Source organism: Flavobacterium branchiarum, from assembly GCF_030409845.1.
GTDB lineage: Bacteria > Bacteroidota > Bacteroidia > Flavobacteriales > Flavobacteriaceae > Flavobacterium > Flavobacterium branchiarum.
In genome coordinates, this window is sequence record NZ_JAUFQQ010000003.1 from 345,178 (window position 1) to 359,295 (window position 14,118).

General features: G+C 32.4%; 14 protein-coding genes. 3 read left to right on the forward strand and 11 right to left on the reverse strand.

The window, feature by feature from the left end; translation table 11 throughout:
* The first annotated feature begins 12 nt into the window (after positions 1 to 12).
* Together QWY99_RS01885 and QWY99_RS01890 are read left to right on the forward strand one after the other, a co-directional pair.
* On the forward strand, positions 13 to 690 hold the full coding sequence (locus tag QWY99_RS01885) for an SDR family NAD(P)-dependent oxidoreductase (protein WP_290260329.1): 678 nt from the start codon (positions 13 to 15) through the stop codon (positions 688 to 690).
* Positions 691 to 766: 76 nt separating this feature from the next.
* A complete protein-coding gene (locus tag QWY99_RS01890; protein ID WP_290260331.1) occupies positions 767 to 1,372 on the forward strand; it encodes a SprT-like domain-containing protein in 606 nt (201 codons plus the stop codon).
* Between the two features lie 107 nt (positions 1,373 to 1,479).
* Here the strand turns inward: QWY99_RS01890 and QWY99_RS01895 are convergent, their stop codons facing one another.
* The 7 genes from QWY99_RS01895 to gcvP all read right to left on the reverse strand — a co-directional run bounded on the left by QWY99_RS01895 (position 1,480) and on the right by gcvP (position 10,363).
* The gene (locus QWY99_RS01895; protein WP_290260333.1) at positions 1,480 to 2,241 is read right to left on the reverse strand and encodes an ABC transporter ATP-binding protein; all 762 of its coding nucleotides are present in this window, start codon (positions 2,239 to 2,241) and stop codon (positions 1,480 to 1,482) included.
* Positions 2,238 to 2,987 (reverse strand): MlaE family ABC transporter permease, encoded by a 750-nt coding sequence (locus QWY99_RS01900; RefSeq protein ID WP_035619715.1) that lies wholly within the window; start codon positions 2,985 to 2,987, stop codon positions 2,238 to 2,240. Before QWY99_RS01900 ends, QWY99_RS01895 begins: the two co-directional genes overlap by 4 nt.
* Before the next feature lie 81 nt (positions 2,988 to 3,068).
* Complete coding sequence (locus QWY99_RS01905) at positions 3,069 to 3,917, reverse strand: glycosyltransferase family 2 protein (protein WP_290260343.1); 849 nt, start codon at positions 3,915 to 3,917, stop codon at positions 3,069 to 3,071.
* 22 nt (positions 3,918 to 3,939) lie between these two features.
* The gene (locus QWY99_RS01910; RefSeq protein ID WP_290260344.1) at positions 3,940 to 4,461 is read right to left on the reverse strand and encodes a class I SAM-dependent methyltransferase; all 522 of its coding nucleotides are present in this window, start codon (positions 4,459 to 4,461) and stop codon (positions 3,940 to 3,942) included.
* Between the two features lie 243 nt (positions 4,462 to 4,704).
* The gene (locus tag QWY99_RS01915; RefSeq protein WP_290260346.1) at positions 4,705 to 5,763 is read right to left on the reverse strand and encodes a 3-oxoacyl-ACP synthase III family protein; all 1,059 of its coding nucleotides are present in this window, start codon (positions 5,761 to 5,763) and stop codon (positions 4,705 to 4,707) included.
* A 262-nt stretch (positions 5,764 to 6,025) separates the two neighbouring features.
* Positions 6,026 to 7,363 (reverse strand): hypothetical protein, encoded by a 1,338-nt coding sequence (locus QWY99_RS01920; protein WP_290260348.1) that lies wholly within the window; start codon positions 7,361 to 7,363, stop codon positions 6,026 to 6,028.
* 150 nt (positions 7,364 to 7,513) lie between these two features.
* Positions 7,514 to 10,363: an aminomethyl-transferring glycine dehydrogenase gene (gene gcvP, locus QWY99_RS01925; RefSeq protein WP_290260349.1), complete on the reverse strand. Its 2,850-nt coding sequence runs from the start codon at positions 10,361 to 10,363 to the stop codon at positions 7,514 to 7,516.
* A 135-nt stretch (positions 10,364 to 10,498) separates the two neighbouring features.
* Between gcvP and QWY99_RS01930 the strand changes: the two genes are divergently transcribed.
* Positions 10,499 to 11,314 (forward strand): hypothetical protein, encoded by an 816-nt coding sequence (locus QWY99_RS01930; RefSeq protein ID WP_290260351.1) that lies wholly within the window; start codon positions 10,499 to 10,501, stop codon positions 11,312 to 11,314.
* A gap of 63 nt (positions 11,315 to 11,377) precedes the next feature.
* Here the strand turns inward: QWY99_RS01930 and QWY99_RS01935 are convergent, their stop codons facing one another.
* The 4 genes from QWY99_RS01935 to QWY99_RS01950 all read right to left on the reverse strand — a co-directional run bounded on the left by QWY99_RS01935 (position 11,378) and on the right by QWY99_RS01950 (position 14,103).
* Positions 11,378 to 11,776, reverse strand: a complete 399-nt coding sequence (locus tag QWY99_RS01935; protein ID WP_290260354.1) for a DUF1090 family protein — start codon at positions 11,774 to 11,776, stop codon at positions 11,378 to 11,380.
* A 141-nt stretch (positions 11,777 to 11,917) separates the two neighbouring features.
* The gene (locus QWY99_RS01940; RefSeq protein ID WP_290260357.1) at positions 11,918 to 12,373 is read right to left on the reverse strand and encodes an SRPBCC family protein; all 456 of its coding nucleotides are present in this window, start codon (positions 12,371 to 12,373) and stop codon (positions 11,918 to 11,920) included.
* Complete coding sequence (locus QWY99_RS01945) at positions 12,374 to 13,279, reverse strand: TIGR01777 family oxidoreductase (RefSeq protein WP_290260359.1); 906 nt, start codon at positions 13,277 to 13,279, stop codon at positions 12,374 to 12,376.
* A gap of 2 nt (positions 13,280 to 13,281) precedes the next feature.
* Positions 13,282 to 14,103 carry a thiol-disulfide oxidoreductase DCC family protein gene (locus QWY99_RS01950; protein ID WP_290260361.1) on the reverse strand — a complete coding sequence of 274 codons (822 nt, stop codon included), beginning with the start codon at positions 14,101 to 14,103 and terminating at the stop codon, positions 13,282 to 13,284.
* Positions 14,104 to 14,118: the final 15 nt, after the last annotated feature.

The window sequence follows — 14,118 nt, forward strand, 5'->3', positions numbered from 1 at the left end:
TATTTTTGCTATATGAAAAATATTATTATCACAGGAACGAGTAGAGGGATAGGTTATGAGTTGGCTTTGCAATTTGCAAATGCTGGGCATCAGGTATTGGCTATTTCCAGAAAAATTCCTCAATTGCTTTTAGAGCATTCTAATGTTACTTGTCTTTCGGTCGATTTATCTGATGAATCTGAATTATACAAAGTAGAAGAGTTTCTTTCTTCAACTTGGAAAAAAGTAGATGCATTGGTGCATAATGCAGGAGCTTTGCTTTTAAAGCCTTTTGCAGAAACTACTCAAGCAGATTTTGAAAGTATTTATAAAGTGAATGTTTTTGCAGTAGCTAATCTAACTAGAGTTTGTCTGCCTTTTCTTCAGAAAGGAAGTCATGTGGTAACTATTAGTTCTATTGGAGGTGTTCGCGGTAGTCTCAAATTTGCAGGACTTGCAGCTTATAGCTCTAGTAAAGGAGCAGTAATTACATTATCTGAATTGTTAGCTGAAGAATACAAAGAAAAAGGAGTCTCATTTAATGTTTTGGCATTGGGTTCTGTTCAAACAGAAATGTTACAGGAAGCTTTTCCAGGATATCAAGCACCAATTTCGGCAGAAGGAATGGCTACTTATATTTATGATTTTACACTTAATGGTAATAAATATTTTAACGGAAAAGTGTTAGAAGTTTCTTCGACTAATCCGTAGTTTAATTATAAGAAGGATTATTACCTCAAAGAAAAACCTAAAACTCATAATTCATAACTCATAATTTTAAAACGTTTTGAGCCAAACTCTAGCAAAATATATCCCTGAACATGCAGTAAGTCCAGTTTTTGATCTTATTGTTGATAATCATGTGCATCTTAAGATCGTAAACGAAAGACAAACACGTCATGGAGATTATAGAAAAGGACCAAGTGGCAAACACGAAATTACGGTGAATTCTAGCTTGAATAAATACAAGTTTTTAATCACACTTATTCATGAGATTGCACATTTGGTAGCCTTTGAAAAGTTTGGAAGAAATATTAAACCTCATGGGAATGAATGGAAATATTCTTTCCAACGGTTAATGGTTCCTTTTATACGGCCGGAGATTTTTCCGAGTCATTTATTACCATTGTTAGCTAAGCATTTTAAAAATCCTACAGCAAGTAGTGATACTGACGCAACATTGTCATTGGCTCTAAAACAATATGACAAAGAAAATGATAAGAATTATATTTTTGAGATCCCTTTTGGAAGTGTTTTTAAGATACATAACGGCAAAGTTTTTAAAAAAATGGCCCTTAGGACTAAACGTTTTGAATGTCTCGAAATAAGCTCAGGAAAGACCTATCTTTTTAATCCAAATGCCGAAGTAGAGTTATTACCTGTTAGAGGCTAGTTTCACTACCAAAAACAAAAACCATTTAGAAATTAAGTTTAAGAATAGAATCTTAAATCGCTTAATTTCTAAATGGTTTTTTTTATGTTTTAGAATTTATCTAAAGGTTAGCCTTTTAAATAAGCTTCTCGTACTTTCTTGAATAAATTAGAAGAATATACAAATTCTACAATAGCTTTATTATCGGTTACAAAAATTTCTTCTTTTGTTCCTTGCCATTCTTTTACTCCATTTTTTAAGAATAAAATATTCTCACCAATCTCCATTACAGAGTTCATATCATGCGTATTAATTACAGTTGTGATATTGTACTCTTCTGTGATTTCTTTAATCAAATTATCAATCAGAGTTGATGTATTTGGATCTAGACCAGAGTTAGGTTCATCACAAAATAAATATTTTGGATTGTTTACAATAGCACGGGCAATAGCCACACGTTTTTGCATACCTCCTGAAATCTCTGATGGTAATTTTTTATGTGCATCAATTAGATTTACTCTTTTTAAAACGAAATCTACACGATCTTGAATTTTAGAGCCAGTATCTGTGGTGAACATTTTTAGAGGGAAAGCTACGTTCTCAGCAACAGTCATGGAATCAAATAAAGCACTTCCTTGAAATACCATTCCAATTTCAGTACGTAATTCTCTTTTCTCGTCTGGTTCTAGTTCTGAGTAAACTCTACCATCAAACTCAATTGTTCCAGAATCTGGAGCGTGAATACCTAATAAGCTTTTCAGTAGAACCGTTTTCCCAGATCCACTTTGCCCAATAATTAGGTTTGTTTTTCCAGTTTCGAATACGGTCGAAACACCTTTAAGTACTTTGCTGTCGCCAAATGATTTTTCTATGTTTTTTACTTCTATCATGAGCCTAATAACAATTGTGTTAGTATATAATTAAAAAGGATAATAGATACAGATGTCCAAACGAATGCTACTGTACTTGCCTTTCCTACTTCTAGTGCGCCACCTTTCATGTAGTAACCGTGAAATGAAGGGATTGTTGCCAATAGCATAGCGAAAATTATGGTTTTAATGAAAGCATAAGTAATATGAAATGGAATAAACTCCATTTGCGCCCCCATTATAAAATCATCACTAGTTGTAAATCCTCCATAAACTCCAGCTAGCCAACCACCAAAAATACCTAAGAACATACTAATTCCAATTACGAAAGGATATAGTAGTAAAGCGATTATTTTTGGAAAAACTAAATAGTTTAATGAGTTTACACCCATAACTTCAAGCGCATCGATTTGTTCTGTAACACGCATAGTTCCTATACTTGATGTAATAAAAGAGCCCATTTTTCCCGCCATAATAACAGAGATAAAAGTTGGAGCAAATTCTAAAATTACAGATTGTCTGGTTGCGAAACCAATTAAGTATTTAGGGATTAAAGGATTTGTTAAGTTTAATGCGGTTTGAATTGCAACAACTCCTCCTACGAAGAATGAAATGAAACAAACAATACCAAGGGAATCAATAATTAAGTCATCAATTTCTTTAAAGATTAGTTTTTTCATAACAGACCATTTGGTTTGTTTGTTGAAAATTTCTTTAAGCATCAAGAAGTATCTTCCTATTTGGGATAAATAACGAATGAGCATCATAGTTTTTACGAATATGGGCTAAATTACGAAAATAGTTGCCAGTTTACGGTTTAGATTTTATAGTTTTTTTGATTGCTTGAACTAAAAAAGCTTTTCTTTCATTTTTTTCAATCGATAATTTCGAATGAATTTTGCTTGAGCGTCAGTAACTAACAAAGGTGTTTTTGCTTTTTTTGCTTTCAAGAATCCTTTTATGTAATCAAGGAATAATAACGGTTTTTTCTTCATCATAGCTAATTTTGCAGATGCAATTGCTGTGATCCAAAAACCATAGCCTAAAGTATAAAAAGCTTCGCCTTGTTTGTAACGAGCTGTTTTGTTATAATTTGCACCTGTTGGTTTAAGGTGTTTTACATGTAATGAAGAGTCAGTAATGATTTTCCAATCGTAATATTTACAAAGTAATTCATCTACAGTATCCCAACCCATTGAAGGTTTTAAACCACCAATTTGTTTAAACGTTTCTTTTCGGTATGCTTTTAATGCGCCACGAATATGATCCTTATCGGTTAGGTTTTCTAGTACCCAATCTCCATTTTTTTCTATGTAGCAAAATCCTCCTGCCATTCCAACTTTTGGGTCGGATTGAAAATGAGAAATTATGGTTTCGAAATAGTTTGGTGGGAAAATTAAATCACCATCTATTTTTACAATGATATCATAATCTTCATCAAGAGTTTCAAATCCTTTTTGAAATGCTTGAATAACTTTGCTTCCAGGTAAATGTATGGCACTTGAAGTTTTATTAACTAAGGAGATATATGGATTTTCTTTGGCATAATTCAATACTATCTCTTCCGTTTTATCGGTGGAATTATCATTGACTACAACTATTTTTTTTGGTAAAATGGTTTGCGAAATCAAAGACTGCAAGGTTAACCCAATTAGTTTTTGTTCGTTATGTGCCGGTATAACAATGTAATATTTCATAAGCTAAAACTGATGCGGAAAATTATTTTCTTTCTGCGTAAACAATATAATATCTGTTAGTAAAGCTTCGTAATAACGGACGGATACCGAATTTTTTTACGGGATTGGTCCATTTTTGTCTGTCGATGATTTTCCAACCTGTTTTTTCAAGAAGCCAATCTAATTGCCAATCTTCAAATTCGTGATAATGCCTGTCCCACATATCCGTTTTGCTACGATATGCTGGTGAAAACCATAAACGCATTGGAATCGAGATAAATAGTTTGTCTGATTTTATTTCGTTTAAAATAGTGAACGGGTTTAATAAATGTTCGAAGATTTCGAATGCTGTAACCACATCTTGCTTTTCGGTAGAGAATACTGTTTGGTCGATGTCTAAATCTTCTCCAGTGGTATTTTTTACTTTAAATCCTTCGGCTTTCATGATTTTTGAAAACGGATTTTCAACTCCTAAATCTAAGATAGTTTCGGATGTTGTGATGTGCTTTTTTAGAAATTCTAAAGTATGTTTGAATCGTTTGTTCGGAAATGTTTTTTCGTACATAGTTATTTCGAGGAACGATAGAATCTCTCGTTCTTAGTTTTAATTAGGGTGCAAAGGTACAAAATATCTTCTTTTTTTATTGTTTTTTAGCCCAGATAGAAATGAAAAGCCCACGACTTAAAAAATGCAGTTTTTATTGGCTTAAAAAAGCGACTTTACGAAGCTCTTTTTAAGGTTTTTAAAAAACACATTTTTTAAGTGTGGACTTGTAATGGATAACTGGATTAGCTCCTAAAAAAGGAATTAATGTCTGTATACAAATGCATTAACATTCATTCCTGCTCCAACGGAAGCAAAGATGATAACGTCGCCTTTGTTTATTTCGTGATTTTCTATTTTTCCTTGTAATAATAGGTCGTAAAGCGTAGGGACTGTTGCTACACTGCTGTTTCCTAAATCGTGAATACACATTGGCATAATGTTTTCTGGTGGAGTTTTGCCATGTAGTTTGTAAAAACGATGGATTATAGCTTCGTCCATTTTTTCATTAGCTTGGTGAATCAAGATTTTTTTAACATCATCGATTGCAATACCGCTTTTGTCCAAGCAACTTTTCATTGCTGCAGGAACTTGGCTTAAAGCGAATTCATATATTTTTCGACCATACATTTTGATGTATTTGGTGTCTGGATCTAAATCGGGATTGTATGATTTTCCGAAGTATAAGTAGCCTGCCTCATCATTTGCAAAAGTAGCACTCTCGTATGACAATAAACCAGTTTCATCATCCGAAGCTTCGATTACTGACGCACCTGCTCCGTCTGAATAAATCATAGAATCTCTATCATGATGATCTACAACTCTAGAAAGTGTTTCGGCACCAATTACTAAGCAACGTTTTGCCATGCCAGATTTGATGAAAGCATTTGCTTGTAAGACACCTTCTATCCATCCTGGACATCCAAAAAGGATATCGTATGCAACACATTTTGGGTTCTTAATACCTAATTTATTTTTTACACGCGTTGCTAAACTCGGTAATATATCTGTTTGAGTTGTACCATATTTTACATCGCCAAAATTGTGGGCAAAAATTATATAATCAAGCGTTTCAGGATCGATATTTGCATTTTCTATTGCTTTTTGTGCAGCAAAATAGGCTAAATCGGAAGAGGTATATTTGTCTTCTGCATATCGTCTGTTCTCAATACCTGTTATTCCTTTAAACTTACTAATGACAACTTCATTTGGATAACCAAAAGGGGTTCCGTCTTCATTTAAAAATACATGTTCGTTAAAATCTGTATTCTTTATTTTTTTTTGTGGAATATAACTTCCTATTCCAGTTATTTTTATTTTCATTACACAGTTTTTCCTAATAATTTAGGCTAATTTAGAAATAATATTATAATTACAACTATAATATTTACTATGCATGCATATAATTATGGAATAATTTGTGTTTTGTTTTAATATCTGTCTATATTTTAATAATTACCTCTATTTTTTGCGTTTTTATTGGTTAATTTACGGAGGCTTGAAAATTTATTTTTTGGTGTGTTTTTATAGAACAAAAAAAATGCCTCGAATATTCGAGGCATTTGTAAGATTTGCTTTTGTTTTATTAATTGATTCTCTCAAGAGTAATTGCTTTTTTATTGATTTCTTCATTCACATTTTTAAGAGTTCCTTCTTTGCTAATTTCTGCAAAAATCTTTTTACCGTCTTTAAGCCTTAAACCACTAAATTGTACATTGTCATCATTATCTACGTTTAAAGAGTAAATTTCATATTCACCTGATGGAAGTAACTTAATATAATCATGAGTGTCTAAATTAACTTTGTATAGATCTTTTTTTGTTGCGATATAATAATTTTCTTTTGAATAGACAATTTTAGAATATTGATCGATATTGGGTAAATCGATGGTTTCAACTGCATTGTCACTTTCAAAAAATTCCCAATCCATAGTACCCCAGCTATAATAGGTGTCTATAAACATAACAGAGTTTCTTTTCTTTATCATAAATGATCCTTGAGCAGATGTGCGAAACATATGTCCTACACCATCTGGAACAGGCGAACCCTTACGAGGCCATACTACAGTAGTACTAATGTTATCGCCATCGATATCTATTTTATGAATTTGTGGGATGTAGTTATTGTCCCATGTATAAGTAATAAAATAAAATTTGCCATTATTGCCTAGCCAAAATTCTCTGTTATCTCTTCCTTCTATTTTAACTTCATAGATTCCGCCATTTGCTTTTCTGATACGTATATCATTTGTACCGTTACTTTTGGTGACTCCTTTGCTTTCTCCATATTTATACATGCAGTTTCCTTTAGGATCAACTTCAAAATACATGTTTTTTTGTCCGCTTGGTAAATAATCTATTATGCTGATATTGTCTGGATTGTTTAAAGAAAATTTTCCAATTGAATTTTCAGCTCCCTTGTAATAATAGATGTTTCCCTCAGAATCAGTTTTAGGTAAAATTTCGCCTAATTTTTTAGTTTCAAAATTAAAGCCAATTGATGAGGAATCGTATATTGCTCCGTCATTTTTTCGTACTACAATGCTTGAGTATTTTTTTGTCTTACCACCTTTATCGGATATCTCAAAACTTCCTGTAAGTAAAATGTAATTTGAGTTTAAATTTTTGATATTGTAGATTACCGATTTACCACTTGATGTATTAGTAGAACCATCTGCATTTGTGAGATTTACTGGTAAGTATTTACCATCTGCAGTAATTTTGAATAAATTTGTTTCGGTTGCGAGGTTTTTGCTAGATAATGATGTTTCTAACACAACCAGACTTTTTGCATCCGTAATATTTAATGTAGTTTTTGTATTGGTTCCTTGTTCTCCGTTATTAGTTTCATTGTCTTTATCGCTTGAACAACTAACGGACAGTAATATAAAAAGAGAGCCTAATGCAAGTATAGTTTTGTTCATATAATTTTTATTTAAGTGGAGGATTAAGTTTGTAGCTAAATTATTAAAAAAATAGACACATCTCGTAATTCGTTGTTGGGTTTTATTAAAAAAAAATACCCCGATTCTAGAATTCTAGATCGGGGTATTTTATATTAAAAAGAATTGTTTTTATTCTTCCATATAGGCTTCAATAGGAGCACAGCTACAAACTAAATTTCTATCTCCAAAAGCATCATCGGCTCTGCGTACAGTTGGCCAGAATTTGTTTTCAGCAATATATTCTAATGGGAAAGCAGCTTGTTCTCTTGTGTATGGGAAATCCCAAACATCTGTAGTAAGCATTGCTAATGTATGTGGTGAATTTTTTAATACATTGTTTTTGTCTTCTAGTGTAGAAGCCTCAATTTCTTTACGAATAGAAATCATTGCCTCACAGAAACGGTCTAATTCTTCTAAGTTTTCACTTTCAGTAGGTTCGATCATTAAAGTTCCAGCAACTGGGAAAGAAACTGTTGGAGCGTGGAAGCCGTAATCCATTAAACGTTTTGCAATATCAGTAACTTCAATTCCTTTTTGTTTAAATGGACGACATTCTAGAATCATTTCGTGAGCAGCACGACCCATTTCTCCTGAATATAAAGTGTCGTAGTGACCGCTTAATTTTTCTTTGATGTAGTTCGCATTTAAAATAGCATGTTGTGTAGCGCTTTTTAAACCTTCGGCTCCTAACATCGAAATGTATCCGTAAGAGATTAAACAAACTAATGCTGAACCCCAAGGAGCTGCAGAAATAGCTGTAATTGCGTGATCTCCTCCAGTTGCAATAACTGGGTTTCCTGGTAAAAATGGAACTAATTGTGGTGCAACACAAATAGGTCCAACTCCTGGTCCACCACCACCGTGAGGGATTGCAAATGTTTTGTGTAGGTTTAAGTGACAAACATCGGCTCCAATTGTTGCAGGATTTGTTAATCCTACTTGAGCATTCATATTTGCACCATCCATGTATACTTGACCACCGTTATCGTGGATCAATTGTGTAATTTCTTTAATAGCACTTTCGTAAACACCATGCGTAGATGGGTACGTTACCATTAAACAAGATAGATTGTCTTTATGAAGAATGGCTTTTTCACGTAAATCTTCTACGTCGATGTTACCGTTTTCTAGTGTTTTTGTAACAATAACTTTCATTCCAGCCATTGCAGCCGAAGCAGGGTTTGTTCCGTGTGCTGATGATGGAATTAAAGCAATATTTCTGTGGTGATCTCCTTTTGATTGGTGGTACGCACGAATTACCATAAGTCCTGCATATTCTCCTTGTGCTCCTGAGTTAGGTTGCAAAGTAGTTCCAGCAAATCCTGTGATAACGTTTAATTGTTGTTCTAGTTTTTTCAACATTTCTTGGTAACCTTGTGCTTGATCAAGCGGAGCAAAAGGGTGAATGTTGTTCCATTGTGGGTTGCTTAATGGTAACATTTCGGCAGCCGCATTCAATTTCATCGTACATGAACCTAGCGAAATCATCGAGTGATTTAAAGCTAAATCTTTGCGCTCTAACTTTTTGATGTAACGCATCAAAGCAGTCTCTGAGTGGTATTTGTTGAAAACATCATGTTGTAAGAATGATGATGTTCTTTTCAAATTCTCTGGGAAATGATTTGTATTACTTAAGCTATCAATTGTGTTAGCTTTTTGATTTGTAGCATTAGCAAAAACAGAAATGATTTCGTTTACCTCAGCAACACTAACAGTTTCATTTAATGAAATAGAGATTGTGTTATCGTCGATATAATAAAAATTGATTTCGTTTTGTTCTGCAATAGCACGTACTTTTTTAGAATCGGCTTTTACTACGATTGTATCAAAGAATGCAGTATTAGTTTGTTCTACACCTAATTTTTTTAATTCGATTGCAAGCGTTGCGGTTGCAGCGTGAACTTTATCAGCGATGTATTGTAATCCTTTTGGTCCGTGATATACTGCATACATTCCTGCCATAACAGATAATAATACCTGTGCAGTACAAATGTTTGAAGTTGCTTTATCACGTTTTATGTGTTGCTCACGTGTTTGTAATGCCATACGTAAAGCACGGTTTCCGTTGGTATCGATTGTAACTCCAATGATACGTCCTGGCATACTTCTTTTGTATTCGTCTTTTGTTGCAAAATAAGCAGCGTGTGGTCCACCATATCCTAACGGAATACCAAAACGTTGTGTTGTTCCTACAACAACAGCAGCTCCAATTTCTCCAGGAGGAGTTAATTTTGCTAAACTTAAAATATCAGCAGCAACAGCAACTTTTATTTCATTTTCTTTTGCTTTAGCAATAAAAGCTGCATAATCATTTACTTGTCCGTATTTTCCAGGATATTGAAGGATTGCTCCAAAAAATGCTGTTGAAAAATCGAATGTTTCGTGATTTCCTATAACTAATTCAACTCCAATTGGTGTTGCACGAGTTTGTAAAACAGATAATGTTTGTGGTAAAATTTCTTCAGAAACAAAAAACTTGTTGATTTCGCTTTTCTTCTGATCTCTTGATCTTACATCAAATAAAAGCGCCATTGCTTCAGCAGCAGCAGTTGCTTCATCTAATAAAGATGCATTGGCAATCTCCATTCCAGTTAATTCTATAACTGTAGTTTGGAAATTAAGGATTGCCTCTAAACGACCTTGAGCAATTTCTGCTTGGTAAGGTGTGTATGCTGTATACCATCCTGGATTTTCAAAGACATTTCTTTGAACAACTGCAGGAACGATAGCTTGGTTATATCCTAAACCAATATATGATTTAAAAACCTTATTTTTATTTCCTAATTGGTGTATGTGATTTGAAAACTCATATTCTGTCATTGCAGGATCTAAGTTTAATGGTGCTTTTAAACGAATGTCATCTGGAAGCGTTTCATAAACGAGTTGTTCAATAGATTCAACTCCGATTGTTTTCAACATATGTTGATGGTCCGTTTCTCTTGGTCCAATGTGTCTTAAAGCAAAAGCATCTGTTTTCATATAGTAGTAAAAGTGTTGTTTTTTAGTGGTGCAAAATTAAGTATTAATAATAATTTAATTGCTATTTTCAGTGCCAATTTTTATGGAATTTACAACTAAAGGATTGATTTCTTAATAATTGATTATTTTTGTCTTATGAGAGTAATTACACAGCTATTTAATTTTTATATCATTAGTAGCATTCATGTTGCTTTATCATGTTATGCATTGGTGCGTTTGACATTCCATATGTTTGGTCTTGAGTATGATGAATCAATCACCTTATTTGTTTTTTTTGGAACTATTGTAGGTTATAATTTTGTAAAATACGATGCTTTGGTTCGTGTAAAGAAAGTACCAATAGGAAATCAATTAAAAATTATTGCTGTTTTTAGTTTCTGTTCTCTTTTATTGGTTGGTTATTATTTTTTTCAATTAAAAAGAATAACTCAAATTGTTTCGGTGGGTATTTTGGCAATTACAGCACTTTATACACTTCCTTTCTTTCCCAATAGAAAAAATGCACGAAATTGGGCGGGAGTTAAAATCTACATAGTTGCGTTATGTTGGGTTGGCGCCACCTTGGTTTTGCCTTTAATTAATGCTGAAATTGCTTTTACTTCAGATTTCTATTTGAAATGTATACAACGTTTTATATTGGTTTTTGTACTGATTTTAATTTTTGAAATTATCGATAAAGCTAATGATGACCCGCATTTACAAACAGTTCCACAACAAATTGGAGTAAAGCGGACCAAGATTTTAGGATTGCTATTATTGTTGCCTTTTTACTTTTTAGAATTTTTAAAATCTAATTTTGATAAAAACCAATTGGTGATTAATTTAATCATGGTCTTTGTTTTGTCACTTTTTATTGTTTTTGCAAATGAAAAACGTTCTAAGTATTATACTTCTTTTTGGGTAGAAAGTATTCCAATTTTTTGGTGGTTGCTGGTTGTGTTTTATGGATAACTGAAGATTAGAAACAAGAAAACCGATGAGAGGCATCGGTTTTGTTGTGGAGGCACTAAAGGGTTATTTCGTTTTTTGTTCTAAAAGCGCTTTATTCAATTCGGCTTTTGCTTCTTCTAATTTTTTCTTTTTCTTATTGATTTTTTCTTTGCTCTCGTTGTCTTTAATCGCTTTGTTTAAATCTGCCGTTTTTTCGTTTACTTTTTGCTGTTTCTCTTTTACTTTCTTTTCTAGGTCTTTATTAACTGTTTTAGTTGTGCAGTTTTTCTTGGTTTGTGAGATAGCATTTTCAATTCCTCTAATTTCGTTTTGATTGCCTCTTTTTTTAGCATATTCTAATTTAGTGTTCAGTTCGCATAATTTTCTTTCGCAACCACTTAATTGTTTGCAATTACTTTGTGAGAAGCCTACGAATGAAATGACTAAAAATAGTGCGGATAAAAATTTAGTTTTTAATGTCATGATCTTCATTTTAAGTTAACGATTAAAATCCATCTTATTTTGCTTGAAAAAGCAGGTGATACTCAAAGATAATTTTTTAATTGGAACGTTTTGTTTCGAATGCACTATTTTCTTTAAAGACTCATATCCATTATAACTTGATTAGTTACCTTTTTCAGAAATGGTTTTTAAAACTTTATTTCTTTCTAATAGAAAATGAGTTAGGTGTTTTTCTAAAAATAAAATGTCAAACAATTTTCCTAATAGCCAAAAAGGAGTTTCATATTGTAATTTATCAGTCATAATTGTAAGTCCATTTACTTCTTCAAAAAAATGTTCATGTTTAAATGATTTAAATTTTCCTTCTTCCATCTCATCAACAAAATAATCATAAAGACTCATTGCTGTAATTCTGCTTTTATGAGTTAAATAAAAACCGAAATGTTTACCACGCCAAGTAACCGTTTCATTATTATTGATTAATCCTTTAGTTACACCTGAAATTGCTTTTTCGTTGGTCTTAGAAGCTGATTTTTGGTGTAAATCGATATCTCGTGAATTGTCAAATACAATTTTTTTCGATGCGTTTATTCTTGTGACTAGATGTATAGTTGTCATTTATATTAAGTTTTTTAACGCCTTTTCTAGCGTATCAAATTCAAATACAAAGTCATTTTCTTGTAATCGTTTTGGAATCACATTACGGCTCTTTAAAACTAATTCGGTTTCAGTTCCAATTAGAACAGCTCCAAATTTTAATAACGGTTCACTTATCGGAATTCCAATTGAACAATCAACCGCTTTACGAAGTTCCTTCATGAAATCGGTATTCGGAATTGGCTTAGGAGAAACAATGTTTACAACTCCGGTGATTTCTTTCTGAATTACGAAATCTACTGCTCGTACAAAATCAGTTTCATGAATCCAGCTTACAAATTGATTTCCTTTTCCTTGTTTTCCACCTAAACCAAATTTGGCTAATCTCTTTAACGGAATCAAAGCACCTCCTTGTCTTCCTAATACGATAGATGTTCGCAAGGCAGTCTTTAAGGTGTTTGTTGTTTCTGTTTTAAAAAAAGCCTTTTCCCAAGATAAAGCAACGTTAATAGAGAAATCATTTCCGACTTCTCCGTTAATTTCATCCATTTCTTTATCTAAAGAGAAACGATAAATAGTAGCTGTTGATGAATTTAGCCAATGCTTAGGTGGTGTTTTGCAATTTAAAACAGCTTCGTTTAGAATTCTAGTACTATCAATTCGTGATAGCAAAATTTCTCTTTTGTTTTCTTTGGTATAACGGCAATCTACAGATTTTCCTGCCATGTTTATTAAAACGGTTGTATTTTCAAGCTCGTTTTCCCATCCAGAAAAAGTTTTCGCGTTCCAATTGACGTATTTAATGGTGTCGATTATTTTAGATTTTCCTCGAGTAAGAATTACAATTTCTTCAAATTTATTTTTGAAATGATTGACTAATGCTTGTCCTAAAAATCCTGTTCCAGCTGCGATGACTAGTTTGCTCATGGTTATAAATTTAAAATTAAAAATAAGGCTATAATTCGGTAGAGTACCCAAGTATATGAAAGATAAGATGGAAGTTCTAAAATTTTAATTCTTCTAAAATGTTCTGCAAACATAATTAGAACTGTTACAGCAAACCAACCTAAAAGCAGCATTTCTGAAAGTTTTATGAATTGATTTAAGAGTACAATTGGCATTAAAATTAAAGAACCCATTAAAGAAACGCTCATTAGATTTCCAATATAATTTAGAATCGTATTTCTGTTTGATTTTATTAGAAATAAACTTTGAAATATAATTTGACTAGATGCTATAACAATTTCTCTTAAAATACTTGATTTGGGAAATGCTGGAATTATATTTGAATATTGGAATAATGTGTAAGCTGTTATTGTTAAGGAAAATGCGATAAAAACAAATCGGTATTTATAATTAAAATCGGGTATGCATTGCAGTTTAACCTCTTTATTAATTCTATTCGGCATAATCACTTTACGATTATAAGAAATAAAAGAATATAATTTTCTCAGAATAAAATTGATTGGTTTAGTTTTTCCAATTTTTTCAATCAATGGAAATGAAAACCCAACCACTTTCAATAAACTATCGATACCATAGATAACAGTTTTGTTTTTGTTATCTATTAATGCAATTTCATTTGAAGCTTGTTTTATATTTATTAGATTTTGTTCTTCCTGAGATAGTTGGCAGTATGATTTTCTTCCGTTTCCGTCGAGCATTCCAGTTTTTATAAATCCACTTGTGTAAAGGTTGCAAAGAGGGCAGTTCTCATCATAGATTAGTGTTTGATTTTGAAGCGTTTTCATAGTTATAAATTTTTA

Bases quoted from the DNA above. Each gene is read 5' to 3' on its own strand.
- gcvP (WP_290260349.1), bottom strand. From the start codon at position 10,363: ATGAAAACAGATGCTTTTGCTTTAAGACACATTGGACCAAGAGAAACG.
- QWY99_RS01935 (WP_290260354.1), bottom strand. From the start codon at position 11,776: ATGACATTAAAAACTAAATTTTTATCCGCACTATTTTTAGTCATTTCA.
- QWY99_RS01910 (WP_290260344.1), bottom strand. From the start codon at position 4,461: ATGTACGAAAAAACATTTCCGAACAAACGATTCAAACATACTTTAGAA.
- QWY99_RS01885 (WP_290260329.1), top strand. From the start codon at position 13: ATGAAAAATATTATTATCACAGGAACGAGTAGAGGGATAGGTTATGAG.
- QWY99_RS01900 (WP_035619715.1), bottom strand. From the start codon at position 2,987: ATGATGCTCATTCGTTATTTATCCCAAATAGGAAGATACTTCTTGATG.
- QWY99_RS01920 (WP_290260348.1), bottom strand. From the start codon at position 7,363: ATGAACAAAACTATACTTGCATTAGGCTCTCTTTTTATATTACTGTCC.
- QWY99_RS01950 (WP_290260361.1), bottom strand. From the start codon at position 14,103: ATGAAAACGCTTCAAAATCAAACACTAATCTATGATGAGAACTGCCCT.
- QWY99_RS01940 (WP_290260357.1), bottom strand. From the start codon at position 12,373: ATGACAACTATACATCTAGTCACAAGAATAAACGCATCGAAAAAAATT.
- QWY99_RS01930 (WP_290260351.1), top strand. From the start codon at position 10,499: ATGAGAGTAATTACACAGCTATTTAATTTTTATATCATTAGTAGCATT.
- QWY99_RS01895 (WP_290260333.1), bottom strand. From the start codon at position 2,241: ATGATAGAAGTAAAAAACATAGAAAAATCATTTGGCGACAGCAAAGTA.
- QWY99_RS01945 (WP_290260359.1), bottom strand. From the start codon at position 13,279: ATGAGCAAACTAGTCATCGCAGCTGGAACAGGATTTTTAGGACAAGCA.
- QWY99_RS01905 (WP_290260343.1), bottom strand. From the start codon at position 3,917: ATGAAATATTACATTGTTATACCGGCACATAACGAACAAAAACTAATT.
- QWY99_RS01915 (WP_290260346.1), bottom strand. From the start codon at position 5,763: ATGAAAATAAAAATAACTGGAATAGGAAGTTATATTCCACAAAAAAAA.